General features: G+C 65.4%; 10 protein-coding genes and 1 pseudogene. 6 read left to right on the top strand and 5 right to left on the bottom strand.

Annotated elements, in window-relative coordinates:
- Window positions 1-81 precede the first annotated feature (81 nt).
- Together N6L26_RS11685 and N6L26_RS11680 are read right to left on the bottom strand one after the other, a co-directional pair.
- Window positions 82-1,260 carry an acetyl-CoA C-acyltransferase gene (locus N6L26_RS11685; RefSeq protein ID WP_263605732.1) on the bottom strand — a complete coding sequence of 393 codons (1,179 nt, stop codon included), beginning with the start codon at window positions 1,258-1,260 and terminating at the stop codon, window positions 82-84.
- Window positions 1,261-1,317: 57 nt separating this feature from the next.
- Entirely contained in the window at window positions 1,318-1,767 is a 450-nt protein-coding gene (locus N6L26_RS11680; RefSeq protein WP_263605731.1) for a MaoC family dehydratase, read from the bottom strand.
- 227 nt (window positions 1,768-1,994) lie between these two features.
- Between N6L26_RS11680 and N6L26_RS13265 the strand changes: the two are divergent.
- Window positions 1,995-3,578 (top strand): annotated as a pseudogene (locus N6L26_RS13265) (LTA synthase family protein); the annotation flags it as partial.
- Between the two features lie 284 nt (window positions 3,579-3,862).
- Here N6L26_RS13265 and N6L26_RS11670 read toward each other — a convergent pair.
- Together N6L26_RS11670 and N6L26_RS11665 are read right to left on the bottom strand one after the other, a co-directional pair.
- A complete protein-coding gene (locus tag N6L26_RS11670; protein ID WP_263605730.1) occupies window positions 3,863-5,272 on the bottom strand; it encodes a DUF5935 domain-containing protein in 1,410 nt (469 codons plus the stop codon).
- Window positions 5,265-5,447 (bottom strand): hypothetical protein, encoded by a 183-nt coding sequence (locus tag N6L26_RS11665; protein ID WP_263605729.1) that lies wholly within the window; start codon window positions 5,445-5,447, stop codon window positions 5,265-5,267. Before N6L26_RS11665 ends, N6L26_RS11670 begins: the two co-directional genes overlap by 8 nt.
- An 80-nt stretch (window positions 5,448-5,527) precedes the next feature.
- On the opposite strand from N6L26_RS11665, the gene N6L26_RS11660 reads away from it, so the two are divergent.
- The 4 genes from N6L26_RS11660 to N6L26_RS11645 all read left to right on the top strand — a co-directional run bounded on the left by N6L26_RS11660 (window position 5,528) and on the right by N6L26_RS11645 (window position 14,227).
- On the top strand, window positions 5,528-6,745 hold the full coding sequence (locus tag N6L26_RS11660; protein WP_263605728.1) for a TIGR04063 family PEP-CTERM/XrtA system glycosyltransferase: 1,218 nt from the start codon (window positions 5,528-5,530) through the stop codon (window positions 6,743-6,745).
- A 16-nt stretch (window positions 6,746-6,761) separates the two neighbouring features.
- Entirely contained in the window at window positions 6,762-7,895 is a 1,134-nt protein-coding gene (locus N6L26_RS11655; protein ID WP_263605727.1) for a hypothetical protein, read from the top strand.
- A 234-nt stretch (window positions 7,896-8,129) separates the two neighbouring features.
- Window positions 8,130-12,785: a glutamate synthase large subunit gene (gltB, locus tag N6L26_RS11650; RefSeq protein WP_263605726.1), complete on the top strand. Its 4,656-nt coding sequence runs from the start codon at window positions 8,130-8,132 to the stop codon at window positions 12,783-12,785.
- A gap of 5 nt (window positions 12,786-12,790) precedes the next feature.
- Complete coding sequence (locus N6L26_RS11645) at window positions 12,791-14,227, top strand: glutamate synthase subunit beta (protein ID WP_263605725.1); 1,437 nt, start codon at window positions 12,791-12,793, stop codon at window positions 14,225-14,227.
- Between the two features lie 15 nt (window positions 14,228-14,242).
- On the opposite strand, the gene N6L26_RS11640 is transcribed toward N6L26_RS11645, so the two are convergent.
- Window positions 14,243-15,025, bottom strand: coding sequence for an enoyl-CoA hydratase (locus tag N6L26_RS11640; RefSeq protein ID WP_263605724.1), 783 nt, complete (start codon window positions 15,023-15,025; stop codon window positions 14,243-14,245).
- Window positions 15,026-15,110: 85 nt separating this feature from the next.
- On the opposite strand from N6L26_RS11640, the gene N6L26_RS11635 reads away from it, so the two are divergent.
- Complete coding sequence (locus N6L26_RS11635; protein WP_263605723.1) at window positions 15,111-15,890, top strand: SDR family NAD(P)-dependent oxidoreductase; 780 nt, start codon at window positions 15,111-15,113, stop codon at window positions 15,888-15,890.
- Window position 15,891: the final 1 nt, after the last annotated feature.

The following is a 15,891-nucleotide window of genomic DNA, read 5'->3' as shown; positions in this document are numbered from 1 at the left end:
GAACATCCCCCGACCGCCAGGGCCGGAGGATGTCCGTTATCCGTGATTTAGGCAAGCGAGCCGCTCGCCCGGGATGTTCGATCAGAAAATTTCGAACAGGCCGGCTGCGCCCATGCCGCCGCCCACGCACATGGTGACGACGCCGTATTTCGCGCCCATGCGCTTGCCTTCGAGCAGCACGTGGCCGGTGCAGCGCGCGCCGGTCATGCCATAGGGGTGGCCGATCGAAATCGAGCCGCCGTTGACGTTGAGCAGCTCAGCCGGGATACCCAGCTTGTCGCGGCAGTAGAGCACCTGCACCGCGAAGGCTTCGTTCAGTTCCCAGATGCCGATGTCGTCGACGCTGAGGTCGAAACGTTCGAGCAGCTTGGGAATTGCAAAGACCGGGCCGATGCCCATTTCGTCGGGCTGCGTGCCGGCAACTGCCATGCCGACATAGCGGCCAAGCGGCTGGAGGCCCTTCTGTTCGGCGACCTTGGCCTCCATCAGGACCGAGGCCGAGGACCCGTCCGACAGCTGCGAGGCGTTGCCCGCGGTGATCGTGGTGCCTTCGCCCATCACCGGCTTGAGGCTCGAAAGGCCTTCAAGCGTGGTCTGCGGGCGGTTGCCCTCGTCCTTGGCGATGGTGATTTCGACGTCCGAGATTTCGCCGGTTTCCTTGTCCTGCACCTTGTGCGTGGTGCTGACGGAGACGATTTCGTCGTCGAACTTGCCCGCTTCCTGCGCCGCGGCGGTCCGCTGCTGGCTTTGCAGCGCATATTCGTCCTGCGCCTCGCGGGTGATGCCATACCGCTGGGCGACCGTTTCGGCGGTCTGGAGCATCGGCATATAGACCGCGCCGTGCATGTTCACGAGTTCGGGATCGGGCATCACCCGCATTTCCTTGGTCTGCACGAGGCTGATCGATTCCTGACCGCCCGCGGCAACCACATCCATGCGGTCGGTGATGATCTGCTTGGCGGCGGTGGCGATGCTCATCAGGCCGCTCGAACACTGGCGGTCGATGGTCATCCCGCTGGTGCCGATCGGGCAGCCGGCGCGCAGCGCGACCTGGCGCGCGAGGTTGCCGGCCTGCGTACCCTGCTGGAGCGCACTGCCCCACAGCACGTCGTCGACTTCGTCGGCTTCGATACCGGCGCGCTCGATCGCGGGCTTGAGTGAATAGGCGCCGAGCGTCGGGCCCTTGGTGTCGTTGAACCCGCCCTTGTAGGCACGGCCGATGGCGGTGCGGGCGGTGGAGACGATGACTGCGTCACGCATGGGTATTTCCTTGGTTTGCTGAAAGTGCCTGAATCCTCACCGGGGAGGAGGGGGAAATCAGACGAAAATCTGGGTGATCCATTCGGTGATCAGCGCGGGCTTGTCCTCGCCTTCGATCTCCATGGTGATCTCGCTGGTCTGCTGCCACTGGCCGGGGCGCTTCTCGACCATTTCGACCAGCTTCCAGTGGCCGCGAATCCGCTTGCCGCTGCGCACGGGCGAGATGAAGCGCGTCTTGTTGCCGCCGTAGTTGACGCCCATCTTCACGCCCTCGAGCCGGGGCATATCAGACTGTGCGCCGAGATAGGGGATCATCGACAGCGTCAGGAAGCCATGCGCGATGGTGCCGCCGAACGGCGTCATCTTGGCCTTTTCCTCGTCGATGTGGATGAACTGGTGATCGCCGGTGGCATCCGCGAACTGGTTGATACGCTCCTGGCTCATTTCGACCCATTCGCTGGTGCCGATTACTTCGCCGACCTTCGCGGCCAGATCCTGCGGGCTCATGCGCGCCTCTCCTCTATCCAAAACTGACGGTTTCGCGCGACTCCGGCCGCGCGTGCGGCGCGAGTCATGGCGCATGCGCGGGATGCGCGCAACACCGCCGCACGTGCCGCTACGGCATGGGGAAGCGCCGTGTCCGGTGATGAAGGCCGCCGCGCGTATTGAGCCGATTCGCACAGACGGTATGGTCCCCCGCGTGGCGCAAGGGCGCCCGCAACGCTGGAGAAACCATGCTGGCCCGTATCCTCGGCGCTGCCCTCAAACCCGCAATCGGGGTCCCGCTGGTTGCCGCCATTGTGGCAGGCGCGGAGCTGGCGGTCGCCAATCGCAAATATGGTGTGTTCACCGGCGGGTTCGGGCAGTCGAGTGCGGTCGATACGGGCGGCGAACTGGCAATCTTCCTCGCTGGCTTTGCACTCGCCCATATTGCTGTCGCCCTGCTCGCCTGGAAGCTGGCCGGCCGGCTTGCGCGTGCGTCCGGTGCGCAGTCTGCCGTGCTGCATTTCGCTTTCCTTTATGGCGGGATCAGCCTGCTGGTATTGAGCCTGCGTTACCAACTGCATTCCTATTTCAGCGATGCGGTCAGCTTCGCCCTGCTCAAACAACTGGGCGGCGGAAGCGCGACCGATGCGCTGCTGTTCGCCAAGAACGAGATCATGCTTGGCGTGGGCACGCTCGCCCTGTTTCTTGCGGCATGGTGGCTGGCGGCCCGCCTGCTTCGCCGATTGCCGGGGAAGCAGTCATCGCTTGCTAGTGCATGGCCTCGCTGGACCACACTCGGCATCGTCTGGCTGGCATTTGCCGGCGCGGTGCTGGTGCTGCCACGTTTGGGCGGCGACGGGCCGCGGGGGCTGGAAAGGATCGCCGCCTGGCAGGGGCTCGGCGACATGCTGGCGCTGGCGAGCGATTTCGACGGCGATGGGTACGGTCTGGCGGGGCGGACGATCGACCCGGCTCCGTTCGATGCGGCTCGCCATCCGCTCGCGCTCGATATCCCCGGCAACGGGATCGACGAGGACGGCTATGGCGGCGATCTCGCGCTTGTCCCGGTTCCGCAACCGCTTCCGTCGATGCCGGTCGAAGGCGAAAGGCCCCACCTTGTCATCGTCGTCTTCGAAAGCACCCGCGCGGATGTGCTCGGCAAGCGCATCGACGGGAAGCTCGTCGCTCCCAATCTCGCGCGCGTGGCGGCGCAGGGCGGGGCCGTCGCGCCTGTCTACAGCCATGTCGGATTTACCACCGCCTCGCTCAAATCGCTCTTCGCGGGCAGCCTGGTCGTGCCACCGGGATCGCCAAGCCTGTTTCGCGAACTCGATGCCAGCGGCTATGAAATCGGCGTGTTCTCGGGACAACCGGAGGATTTCGGCGGTATTTCCGAAGCTGTCGGAATGCGCGAATTTGCCGACCGCTTCGTCGATGCCGAAACGCTCAGGGACCAACGCGCTTTCAGCTTTGCCGCGCAAGGCTCGCTCTTGGTCGACGAGAATATCGTGCTCGATCGCTTCGACGCAACGCTCGGCGATGCCGCGACGTGGGAGACACCGCAATTCGCCTACCTCAATTTCCAGACGCCGCATTTCCCCTATGACCACGACGCCGTCCCGCACCGCTTCGCCAAGCCGCCACTGGACCGCGGCGGGATCAACGAGGACAACCGCGCGGCGCTGGAGCGGACCTACTGGAACGCGGTCGCGCATACCGACGCCGCGCTGGGCCGGCTCATCGCGAAGCTGGAAGCATTGGGCGTGTGGGAGGACACGGTGCTGATCGTCACGGGCGACCATGGCGAGGCTTTGTTCGAGGAGGGCTTTCTCGGCCATGGCCATGTCATCAACGACCGGCAGAACGCGACTTTCCTCGCCGGCAACCGTCCGCTTGGTGCGGCACGGGCACCGCTGGGATTGAGCGATTATCGCGCCATAATCCTGCGGCTCCTGGGCGCGGATGTTCCCGCAGCCGCGTCGCCTGCGCCCTTCCTCCATATCGGACCGCTCGACGAACCGACTGCGATCGGTCTGGCGCATGAAGAGCTGGGCGTGATTTCGCTGCGGCTCGACAGCGGCGAGGCCTGCGTCACGCGCGCGCGGCGGTGTGCGGATTACGCCTCGCTCGGCGGGGCGGAACGGGCCGCATTCGATGCGCTGGTGGCGCGCTGGGGCTCCGAACGGTGGGCAGCGCGCCTGCGCGAGGAGCGCGGCTCGGCGGCCGCTTCCTCACAGTGCTTGAGATAGGTCCACAGCCCGCATTGCAGGGCGATGATCAGCAGGATCACCGGCTGGTAGGCGATCCCCTGGAACAGCGATCCGACCAGCGCGATGATCTGTGTCATCTGCAGCGCGCTCGCCAACGGTGATTGCCAGCTCGCCCCCTCGCGCCCACGCCAGCGCCGCCGCAGCTTTTCCATCTGCCACAGCCCGCTGGCATGGAGCCAGACCCACAGGAACAGGCCGATCCACCCCTGTTCGCCCAGCACCTCGAAGATCGACGAGTGGAAGGCGCGCGCCTCGTCGACCACGTCCTTGTATTCGACCGTAGTCGTGCTGCCGTCTTCCTCGACCTGCGGCAGGCGGTATTCAAACTTGTTGCCGCGGTAGGAATCGAAGCCGCCGCCGAGCGGGTTCTCGAGCGCATAGTCATAGGTCCATTGCCATACCGCGAGGCGGGTCGAGGCCGACTGGTCCTGCTCGTGCCCGGTGATCAGTCCCATGCGTTCGTAATAGCTTGTCGGCAGGAAAGGCGCCGCCATCAGCACTATGGCGATGCCGCCGGCGATGAAGGTCATCCGCCGCTTCACATCGCGCAGCAGCAGAAGCGCGAGGACGCCGATGCACACGAGTCCGGTGCGCGCTTCGGTCCCGATCGGGATCAGCAGGCAGGAGAAGATGAAGGCCGAGCCGAACAGCTTGACGCGCCAATCGGGGGGGAAAACCCGGCCATGGTTCATGAACCACCAGATAATCGGGATCAGCCCGATCGCGACCGTGGAGAGCGTCGAACTCTCGTAGATATTCGAATTGTCGTTCACGAAGAAATACAGGCTGCCATAACCCCCGCCGCCGAGTGCGGTCTTGAGGCCGGAGGAAATGATGATCGCTCCCGCCGTCAGCGCGACGACCAGCAGGGCGAGTTCCAGCCGCAATCGCGTGACCAGCGTGAAGGGCAGGAAGATGGCAAACACCAGCGCGCGCCAGACCCATTCCCATTTATAGGCCGCATCCTCGGGAAAATCGGCCCATTGCAGCGTGAGGAAGCACAATCCGAGAAAGGCGATCATGATGCCCTGCCGCAACGTAAAGCGAATCTCGGATTTCGCATCGGCAATCGCCCAGCCGGCGAAGGCGAGCATGAAGGCAATGAAGGAAATCGGCAGCATCGGCGTCAGCGTCCAGCCGATCTTCTGCGGGGCGAGGATATCGATATAGAGATAGGCCAGCACCCAGACGAAGGGGCGCCTCAGGCCGAGCGCGAACAGCGCCATGACGAACAGGAACAGCGCGGCGTCAAGCATCGCGCGCCGTCCCGCCTGCGCGTCGCGCTCGCCGTGCCTCGCGCCGGTTCGGTTTTGCCGCTTCGGGCTCGGCACCCGGCGGGTTTTCGCGGTCGAGGTCGTCGCGCATGAACACGCGCAGGATCGCGATAAGGATCAGCGCATGCGTCAGGGCGAGGGCGAAATAGTCGATCACGAGTGCTTGGTCTCCGCAGCGGTCCCTAATGCCTCGCGGTTGACGCGCCGTTAAGCGTAATGTGACACAGGCGCCCACTGATGACCCGCGTGCTGCATATCCTCGACCATTCGCTGCCGCTGCATTCCGGCTATACCTTCCGCACGCGCGCGATCCTCAAGAGCCTGCAGGGGGCCGGGGTCGAGGTGCGCGGCATTACCGGCGCGCGCCATTTCGCCGAGGGACCGCCGGTGGAAGAGGTCGAAGGGCTGACCTTCCATCGCACACCCGGCCAGCCCTCGGGTCCATCCGTCTGGCGCGAATGGCGCGAAATCGAAGCGCTGCGCCAGCAGATCGAGCAAGTCGCGCACGAATGGCGCCCCGATATCATCCACGCCCATTCGCCCGCCCTTTGCGGCATGGCCGGCCTGCGCGCCGCGCGCCGCCTACGCCTTCCTTTCGTCTATGAAATCCGCGCCTTCTGGGAAGATGCGGCGGTCGGCAATGGCACGGGACGCGCGGGATCGCTCAAATACCACCTCACCCGCGCGCTCGAAAACCGCGTGGTGGCGCAGGCCGATGCGGTCTTCACGATCTGCGCCGGGCTGCGCAGCGATCTGGTCGCACGCGGCCACGATGGCGACAAGATCGCGCTGGCTCCCAATGGGGTGGATCTGACGCTGTTCGGCGATCCGCCGCCACGCGATGCGGGTTTGGCCGAGACGCTCGGCATCGGGCCGGGACCAGTGATCGGCTTCATTGGCAGCTTTTATGATTACGAGGGCCTGGGCGATCTGATCGCGACGTTACCGCTGCTGCGCGAGCGCCAGCCGGGGGCGCAATTGCTGCTGGTCGGCGGCGGGCCGATGGACGAAGCCCTCCGCGCGCAGGCCGCGGCGTCACCCGCAAGCGAGGCGATCGTCTTCACCGGCCGCGTCCCGCATGGCGAGGTCGAGCGCTATTACTCGCTGGTCGACGTGCTCGCTTATCCACGCAAACGCTCGCGCCTGACCGATCTGGTCACCCCGCTGAAGCCGCTCGAGGCCATGGCCCAGCGGCGCATCGTCGCCGCGAGCGATGTCGGCGGGCACCGCGAACTGATCGAAAACGGCGTCACCGGCCTGCTTTTCCCGCCCGACGATCCCGCCGCCATGGCCGAGGCGCTGGCGGGGTTCATCGCCGCGCGCGAACGCTGGCCGGCGATGCGCGAAGCGGGCCATGCCCATGTCGCGCAAGCCCATGATTGGGCTAGGAACATTGATCGTTATCGGGCCGTTTACCAGAATCTGCTAGTCCGTGATTCTTCCGCGGTCGTCTGAGCCGCATGCAACGAGTATGACCACGCCGATGAACGCCGCGACGCACTCTGCACCGATCAGCAGCCACCCTGCTTTCAAATGGGGTGTCGGCGCATGGTTTGCGCTGCTGCTGGGGCTTGGCCTCTTCGTCATGCCCGCAGCGGTCCACCTGCTGATGGCCGAGCGCCTCGGCCTCGCCGACATGCTGGCCGATCCAGGAATGCGCCGTCTGGTGCTGTCCGCCGTTGCTGCCGTGCTGGGCCTGCTGATCGGCCTCGCGATCGCGATGCGCGTGACCGCCGTCAACGAGGCCATGGGGGATGACGACGATGCCGATCATGCGGACGAACCCGGCGGTGTCTGGCTGCACGATGACGGCGCGCAGGATGCGCCCCCGCTCCGCAAGACCGGCCCGCGTCGTCTGTTCAATCCGCGCGAGGATATGGCCGAAGAGGGCATCCGCCCGGTCGAGGACCCGCCCGAGGAAGCGGACAACGAAGAGCTGCTGCTCGCCGACGCGCCGCAGCCCGACAATGCGCTGATGCAATTGTGGCACGAGGAGGCCGACAGCGACACGGCGCCCGAGTGGCCGACCGAACCCGAAGCGGCGGATGCTAACGAAATGGAAATCTCGGTCTTCGACAAGTTCAAGGCCGAAACCGCGCCAGCACCGATCGCGGACAATTGGGAGGAGCCGGTGGCTGCATTCGGGGAGGACTCGTGGGATGAGTGGCAGAACGTCGGGCCGAAAGTGGCCGATGTCGATCCCATCGCCGATCCCAACGGCGAACTCGATAATTTGGACGAAAGCAATTTCGACGAATCCGAGGAAGAAGGCTTCGACGAGCCCGCGCCGACAGCACCCCCAGCGCCCCCAGCACCCGCTGAAGAAGCCCCCGCGCCCGAACCCGCGCCAAGCCCGGCTCCAGCCGCAGCGCTGGGCGATCTGCCGCTCGACAAGCTCACCGAACGCCTCGGCAACGCCCTCAAGGCATTCCAGGCCGGTCCGTCCGCGGAAGAGCAGGAGGATTCGGATATGGTCATCGCCTTCCTGCGCCGCGAGGCGGAGCGCGATGCGCCCGAATCGCATTCCGGCGAGACATCCGACGACGCGCAGGCCGAACTGCGCAGCGCGCTCGACAAGCTCAGTCGCGTCGGCAAGCCCGACTAAGCTGGCTACCGGGCGCGCGCCGCGCCCTCGCTAAAGCGCCGTATAAAGCGGAAAACTTGGCTCCCGCGAAATTTTGCTTCGCTTCTCGCAGTTGCAAAATCCCGATCCGGTCGGCATTACGATCCTTCGCGCAATTTTGCTGGTGCCGTGATGGGCACCGCTCGACCATGCTCCCGGCTGCCCCGCACCCCATGCGAGGCCGGTTGGGCGGGCACGAAGGAGGACGCATCGCTGATGGGACGCACGCCGCCCCAAACCGTAACGGGTCTCTACGATCCGCGTAACGAACACGATGCCTGCGGCGTCGGCATGGTCGCGCATATCAAGGGCGCGAAAAGCCATGCCATCGTCACGCAGGCACTCGAGATCCTCGCCAATCTCGACCACCGCGGTGCGGTCGGTGCCGATCCGCTGCTGGGCGACGGTGCGGGAATCCTGCTGCAGGTGCCCGACCCGCTGTTACGCAAATGGGCGGCCGAGCATGGCCACGACCTGCCGCAGGCGGGTGATTATGCGGTTGCCATGTGCTTCCTTCCGCAGCCGACCGAGGCGCGCGAATTCGTCGAGCGCCAGCTCGAACGGTTCGCCGAGAAGGAAGGCCAGCGCGTCGTCGGTTGGCGCGATGTCCCGACCACGCTCGATGGTCTCGGCAAGGCCGTCGTCGATTCGATGCCCGTCATCCGCCAATGCGTGATCGCACGCGGCCCCGATTGCGCCGACCAGGATGCGTTCGAACGTAAGCTCGTCGTGATCCGCAAGCAGACGCTCAACCCGCTTGCCGCGCTCGAGCAGAAGCACGGCATCCCCGGGCTATCGACCGCCTATATCCCGAGCTTTTCCAGCCGCACCGTGGTCTACAAGGGCCTGTTGCTGGCGAACCAGGTCGGCAGTTTCTACGACGATCTGCGCGATCCCGATTGCGTATCCGCGCTCGGCCTCGTCCACCAGCGGTTCAGCACCAATACCTTCCCCAGCTGGCGGCTGGCGCACCCCTATCGCTTCATGGCGCATAATGGCGAGATCAATACGGTTCGCGGCAATGTGAACTGGATGGAAGCGCGCCGCCGGACGATGGAGAGCGAACTGCTCGGCGCCGATCTCGACAAGATGTGGCCGCTGATCCCGCACGGCCAGTCGGACACGGCCTGTCTCGACAATGCGCTCGAACTGCTGGTCGCGGGCGGCTATTCGCTCGCGCATGCCATGATGATGCTCATGCCCGAGGCCTGGGCCAAGAATCCGCTGATGGATCCGGCCCGGCGCGCATTCTACGAATATCACGCCGCACTGATGGAGCCCTGGGACGGTCCCGCCGCGGTCTGCTTCACCGATGGCAAGCAGATTGGCGCCTGCCTCGATCGCAACGGCCTGCGCCCTGCGCGCTGGTGCACGACCAAGGACGATCTCGTGGTGCTCGCATCGGAAAGCGGCGTGTTGCCGTTCGACGATGCCGATATCACACGCAAATGGCGGCTCCAGCCGGGCCGCATGTTGCTGATCGATCTCGAACAGGGCCGTATCGTCGAGGACGAGGAGCTCAAGACCGAACTGGCCAATGCCGCGCCTTATGAAAAATGGCTCGAGACAGCGCAGTACAAGCTCAAGGACCTCGACCGGATCGAACCCGAGCTGAGCGAGATCCCCACTGCGACCACCAGCCTGCTCGAACGCCAGCAGGCCTTCGGCTATACGCAGGAAGATATCGGCCGCTTCCTCGAGCCGATGGCGCAGGGAGGCGAGGACCCGATCGGTTCGATGGGGACCGACACGCCGATTGCCGTGCTGTCCGACCGCAGCCGCCTGCTCTACGATTATTTCAAGCAGAACTTCGCACAGGTCACCAACCCGCCGATCGACCCGATCCGCGAGGAATTGGTGATGAGCCTGCTGTCGATGATCGGCCCGCGGCCCAATCTGCTCGGCCGCGATGCGGGCACGCACAAGCGGCTCGAAGTCAGCCAGCCGATCCTGACCAATGAAGGTCTGGCGAAGATCCGTTCGGTCGAAGCCGCGCTGGACGGCGCCTTCCGCACCGCCACGATCGATATCACCTGGGATGCCTCGAACGGCGCCGAGGGCCTCGCCATGGCGCTCAAGGAAATGTGCTGGGCGGCGACCGAAGCGGTGCTGGGCGATGCCAACATCCTAATCCTGTCCGATCGCGGCCAGGGCCCGGACCGCATTCCCATGCCCGCGCTGCTGGCGACCGCCGCAGTGCATCACCAGCTGGTGCGCCAGGGGCTGCGGATGCAGACCGGGCTCGTGATCGAGACCGGCGAAGCGCGCGAAGTGCATCATTTCTGCGCGCTCGCAGGCTACGGCGCCGAGGGGATCAACCCCTATGTCGCGTTCGAGACGCTGGAAGATTTGCGCGCGCGGCGGTTCCCCGATCATGATCCGGCGGACGTCCGCCAGAACTACGTCAAGGCAGTCGGCAAGGGCATTCTCAAGGTCATGTCCAAGATGGGCATCTCGACCTACCAGTCCTATTGCGGCGCGCAGATCTTCGACGCGGTCGGGCTCAACTCCACCTTCATCGATACCTATTTCACCGGCACCGCGACGACCATCGAGGGCATCGGTCTGGCCGAAGTCGCCGCAGAGGCAGTGCAGCGTCACGGGCAGGCTTATGGCGATAACCCGCTCTACAAGGGCATGCTCGATGCCGGCGGGATCTACCAATACCGCCTGCGCGGCGAAGCGCATGCCTGGACCCCCCAATCGGTCGCGCAATTGCAACACGCGGTCCGCGGTAACGATGTGAAGAATTACGAGGAGTTCGCGCGTTCGATCAACGAACAGAGCGAACGCCTGCTGACCATCCGCGGGCTGATGGAACTGACGCCTGCCGAACAGCCGCTGAGCCTCGACGAAGTCGAACCGGCGGTCGAGATCGTCAAACGCTTCAGCACCGGCGCGATGAGCTTCGGCTCGATCAGCCACGAGGCGCATTCGACGCTCGCAATTGCGATGAACCGGCTCGGCGGTCGCTCGAACACCGGCGAAGGCGGCGAGGAGCCAGAACGCTTCCGCCCGCTCGACAATGGCGATTCGATGCGCAGCCGGATCAAGCAGGTCGCCAGCGGCCGGTTCGGCGTCACTACCGAATATCTGGTCAATTCGGACGATATCCAGATCAAGATGGCGCAGGGCGCGAAGCCCGGCGAGGGCGGCCAGCTGCCCGGCCACAAGGTCGACAAGCGGATCGGCGCGGTGCGCCATGCGACGCCCGGCGTCGGCCTGATCTCGCCCCCGCCGCATCACGATATCTACTCAATCGAAGATCTCGCGCAGCTGATCCACGATCTGAAGAACGTGCAGCCCAAGGCGCGCATTTCGGTCAAGCTGGTGTCCGAAGTCGGCGTCGGCACAGTCGCGGCGGGCGTGTCGAAGTCCAAGGCCGACCATGTCACCATTTCGGGCTATGACGGCGGTACGGGTGCAAGCCCGCTGACCAGCCTGACCCATGCGGGCAGCCCGTGGGAAATCGGCCTCGCCGAAACGCAGCAGACGCTGCTGCTCAACGATTTGCGCAGCCGTATCGCGGTGCAGGTCGACGGCGGATTGCGCACCGGTCGCGACGTCGCGATCGGCGCGCTGCTCGGCGCGGACGAGTTCGGCTTTGCCACCGCCCCGCTGATCGCGGCGGGCTGCATCATGATGCGCAAGTGCCATCTCAACACCTGCCCGGTCGGGGTCGCCACGCAGGACCCGGTACTGCGCAAGCGGTTCACCGGCACGCCCGAACACGTCATCAACTACTTCTTCTTCGTCGCCGAGGAATTGCGCGTGCTGATGGCCGAAATGGGCTTCCGCACGGTCGAGGAAATGATCGGCCGCGTCGATCGCGTCGACATGCGGCGGGTTGAACGCCACTGGAAGGCGCATGGGGTCGATCTCAAGCGCATCCTCCACGCCGTACCTGCTCCTGAGGGCAAGGCGCTGCATCACACCGAGCAGCAGGATCACGGGCTTGCCGCGGCGCTCGACGTCGAGCTGCTCGAGGCCTGCAAGCCCGCGATAGAAAGTGGCCAGGCGGTCCAGCTGACGCGCACAATCCGCAATGTGAACCGCACCGTCGGCGCCATGCTGTCGGGCCGCATTGCCGAGGCGTATGGCCATGCCGGGCTCCAGCCCGACACGATCAGGATCGATTTCACCGGGGTTGCCGGGCAGAGCTTCGGCGCCTGGCTTGCGCATGGCGTCGCGATCAGCCTGACCGGCGATGCCAATGACTATGTCGGCAAGGGCCTGTCGGGCGGCCGGATCATCGTCCGCCAGCCCGAAGACGCGCCGCGGGCGCCGGGCGAAAACATCATCGTCGGCAACACCGTGCTGTATGGCGCGATCGCGGGCGAGGCCTATTTCGAAGGCGTCGCGGGCGAACGCTTCGCCGTGCGCAATTCGGGTGCGGTCGCCGTGGTCGAAGGCACGGGCGATCATGGCTGCGAATATATGACCGGCGGGGTCGTCTGCGTGCTCGGCCCCACGGGCCGCAATTTCGCCGCCGGGATGAGCGGCGGGATCGCCTATGTCTACGATCCCGACAGCAGCTTCGAAGCGCTGTGTAATCCGGCGCAGGTCGATGTGGTCGACGTCCAGCCGGGCGATGGCGCGGGTGCCGAACGCAGCTGGGGTAGCCCGCAGCAGCGCCCCGTCTCGGTCGAGAATTGCGGCATGGGCGACCCGCTCTACCATGACGCCGAACGGCTCAAGGTCCTGGTCGAGCGGCACTTGCTGCACACCGGCTCGGCCAAGGCCAAGGCATTGCTCGACGACTGGACGAACGAACTCGGCAATTTCCGCAAGGTGATGCCGCGCGATTACCGGCGCGCGCTCAAGGCACTCGAAGACGAACGCGAACAGGCCGCAATGGAAGCGGCGGAGTAAGGGTCATGGGCAAGGAAACCGGCTTTCTCGAATACGATCGGCTCGAGCGCACTTATGTCGAGCCGCAGGAGCGGCTGACGAACTACAAGGAGTTCACGCTCCCGCTAACGGACGAGGAGCTGCGCCAGCAGGCCGCGCGCTGCATGAATTGCGGCATTCCCTATTGTCACAACGGCTGTCCGGTGAACAATCTGATCCCGGACTGGAACCACCTCGTCTATGAAGACGACTGGAAAAGCGCGCTCGAAGTCCTGCATTCGACCAACAATTTCCCCGAGTTCACCGGCCGCGTGTGCCCCGCCCCGTGCGAGGCGGCCTGCACGCTCAACATCGTCGATTCGCCGGTAGCGATCAAAAGCATCGAATGCGCGATCATCGACCGCGGCTTCGACGAAGGCTGGGTCAAACCCGAACTGCCCGAGCGGCGCAGCGGGAAATCGGTCGCGGTGGTCGGCAGCGGTCCGGCGGGCCTTGCCTGCGCACAGCAGCTCGCGCGCGCGGGCCATGCGGTCACCGTGTTCGAGAAGAGCGACCGGATCGGCGGCTTGCTGCGCTACGGCATTCCCGACTTCAAAATGGAAAAGCACCTCATCAACCGCCGCGCGGTGCAGATGGAGGCCGAGGGCGTCCAGTTCCGCACCTCGAGCGAGGTCGGGGTCGAAGTCAGCTTCCAGGCGCTGCAGGAAAATTTCGACGCAGTGGTGCTGGCGGGCGGCGCCGAAGAAGCGCGCATGCTCGACATTCCGGGCAGCGAGCTCAACGGCGTGCGGCTGGCGATGGAATTCCTCAGCCAGCAGAACAAGCGCAATGCGGGCGACGACGAAGTGCGCGCCGCGCCGCGCGGCTCACTCACCGCCACGGGCAAGCACGTCATCGTGATCGGCGGCGGCGACACCGGCAGCGACTGTGTGGGTACCAGCAACCGCCAGCACGCCGCCAGCGTGACCCAGCTCGAGATCATGCCCAAGCCGCCGGAGAAGGAAGACAAGGCGCTGACCTGGCCCGACTGGCCGCTCAAGCTGCGCACCTCGTCTAGCCACGAAGAAGGCGTCGACCGCGACTGGGCGGTGCTGACCAAGCGCGTGGTCGAGGACAATGGCGATGTCGCCGGCCTCGAATGCGTTCGCGTCGAATGGAAAGACGGCCGCATGCAGGAAGTCGCGGGCAGTGAATTCACGCTCAAGGCCGATCTCATCCTGCTCGCGATGGGCTTCACCGGACCCAAGCGGCGCGGCTTGCTCGACCGTGCAGGCGTCGATCTCGACGGGCGCGGCAATGTCGCCGCGGATACCGAATGGTATCTCACCAGCGAGGCCAATGTGTTCTCCTGCGGCGATATGCGGCGCGGGCAGAGCCTGGTGGTCTGGGCGATCCGCGAGGGCCGGCAATGCGCCCGCGCGGTCGACAAGGCGCTGATGGGCGCAAGCGAGCTGCCCCGCTAAACCAGCCCCACTGAGCTAATTCTGCGTGCGTCCGCGCGCCTGTACCGCTGCGCGGCGCGCTTCGACCTCGGCAGGGCTGACCGCACTATTGGCCGCCGACGAAAGCCGGTGCTCGATAGCCAGCCCCTCGCGCAGGTTCGCGGCATAGCCTTCATCGATCAGCCGCTTGTAGCTGGCGAGAAAGGCGGGATCGATGCTCGCCATATCGGCGGCGATCCGCCGCGCTTCGGGCAGCAGGTCTGCGGGCGCGACCACGCGGTTGACCAGCCCCCAACGCTCTGCAGTGTCGGCATCGAGGAAATTACCGGTAAAGCTCAATTCCTTGGCGCGGCTGATCCCGATCATGCGCGACAGTTTCTGTGACAGCCCCCAGCCCGGCACAATCCCGACCCGCGCATGCGTATCGGCAAAGCGCGCGTTGGTGCTGGCGATCAGCACGTCGCAGGCCAGCGCGACTTCGAACCCGCCGGTAATCGCCACGCCATTGATCGCGCCGATCACCGGCTTGCGGCAGCTTTCGATTGCCTTGACCGGGTTTTCGTCCGCCCCCTCGGCATTGGCTGCGCCCAATGCGCCTTCCTCCGCGCCCAATTCCTTGAGGTCGAGCCCGGCGGTGAACGCCCGCTCGCCTGCGCCAGTCAGGATCACCGTGCGTACGGCGTCATCGGCATCGAGTTCGGTCATCACCGCATAGAGCCGATGGCGCAGCGCCTTCGACAGCGCATTCATCGCTTCCGGGCGGTTCAGGGTGACGGTGGCGATCCCGTCGGAGATCTCGGTCAGGATAAGGGCGGTCATGCATGCAGCCTAACGAACGAGTTGCATCTTGCAATCTTTCCCCCGCTGCCCTTCACTGCAGGTGGAGCGAGAGGAGATTAGGACTATGGCTTTCAAACCCTTCGACCTGACGGGCAAGGCGGCAGTGATAACCGGCGGCAATGGCGGGATCGGCCTGGGCATGGCCGAAGGGCTCGCGGCAGCGGGCGCCAACGTCGCGATCTGGGGGCGCAATGCGGACAAGAACGCCGCTGCGCTCGAACGGCTGAAGGTGCATGGCACGCAGATCGAGGCGCTGGCGGTCGATGTGTCCGACGAACAGGCGGTGGTCGACGCGATGGCCGACAGCCTGTCACGCCTTGGCCGGATCGATAGCTGCATCGCCAATGCCGGGGTCGGCGGGAGCGCGCCGCTGACCGAGCAGACCACCGAGCAATGGCGCAAGGTCACCGCGGTCAATCTCGATGCGGTGTTCTGGACCTTCCGCGAGGCGAGCAAGCATATGGTCGCGCGCGCCGAAGGCGGGGACAAGGGTGGTTCGCTGCTGGTCACCTCGTCGGTTTCGGCGATCCACGGCGCGCCGCAGAACCAGGCCTATGCCGCGACCAAGGCGGGCGTGCTGGCGATGGTCCGCGGCACCGCGGTCGAACTTGCGCGCTACGGTATCCGCGCCAATGCCGTCCTGCCCGGCTGGATCGCCACCGACATGACCGAGCGGCTGCAGAAATGGGACGCCTTCAACGAGAAAGCGATCGGCCGCGTACCGATGCGCCGCTGGGGCGAAGGCGAGGACTTTGCGGGCATCGCGGTCTATTTCGCGAGTGATGCCAGCCGCTTCCACACCGGCGATTCGGTGGTCATCGACGGCGGCTATTCGATCTTCTGAG

The sequence above is a fragment of the Qipengyuania sp. SS22 genome (assembly GCF_025736935.1).
Taxonomy (GTDB): Bacteria; Pseudomonadota; Alphaproteobacteria; order Sphingomonadales; family Sphingomonadaceae; genus Qipengyuania.
The sequence above is the reverse complement of the archived record's forward strand: the minus strand, read 5'-3'. Positions and strand labels throughout refer to the sequence as shown.

Coding starts and splice junctions, on each gene's coding strand:
- gltB (WP_263605726.1), top strand. CDS start 8,130: ATGGGACGCACGCCGCCCCAAACCGTAACGGGTCTCTACGATCCGCGT.
- N6L26_RS11685 (WP_263605732.1), bottom strand. CDS start 1,260: ATGCGTGACGCAGTCATCGTCTCCACCGCCCGCACCGCCATCGGCCGT.
- N6L26_RS11645 (WP_263605725.1), top strand. CDS start 12,791: ATGGGCAAGGAAACCGGCTTTCTCGAATACGATCGGCTCGAGCGCACT.
- N6L26_RS11635 (WP_263605723.1), top strand. CDS start 15,111: ATGGCTTTCAAACCCTTCGACCTGACGGGCAAGGCGGCAGTGATAACC.
- N6L26_RS11680 (WP_263605731.1), bottom strand. CDS start 1,767: ATGAGCCCGCAGGATCTGGCCGCGAAGGTCGGCGAAGTAATCGGCACC.
- N6L26_RS11660 (WP_263605728.1), top strand. CDS start 5,528: ATGACCCGCGTGCTGCATATCCTCGACCATTCGCTGCCGCTGCATTCC.
- N6L26_RS11640 (WP_263605724.1), bottom strand. CDS start 15,025: ATGACCGCCCTTATCCTGACCGAGATCTCCGACGGGATCGCCACCGTC.
- N6L26_RS11655 (WP_263605727.1), top strand. CDS start 6,762: ATGACCACGCCGATGAACGCCGCGACGCACTCTGCACCGATCAGCAGC.
- N6L26_RS11670 (WP_263605730.1), bottom strand. CDS start 5,272: ATGCTTGACGCCGCGCTGTTCCTGTTCGTCATGGCGCTGTTCGCGCTC.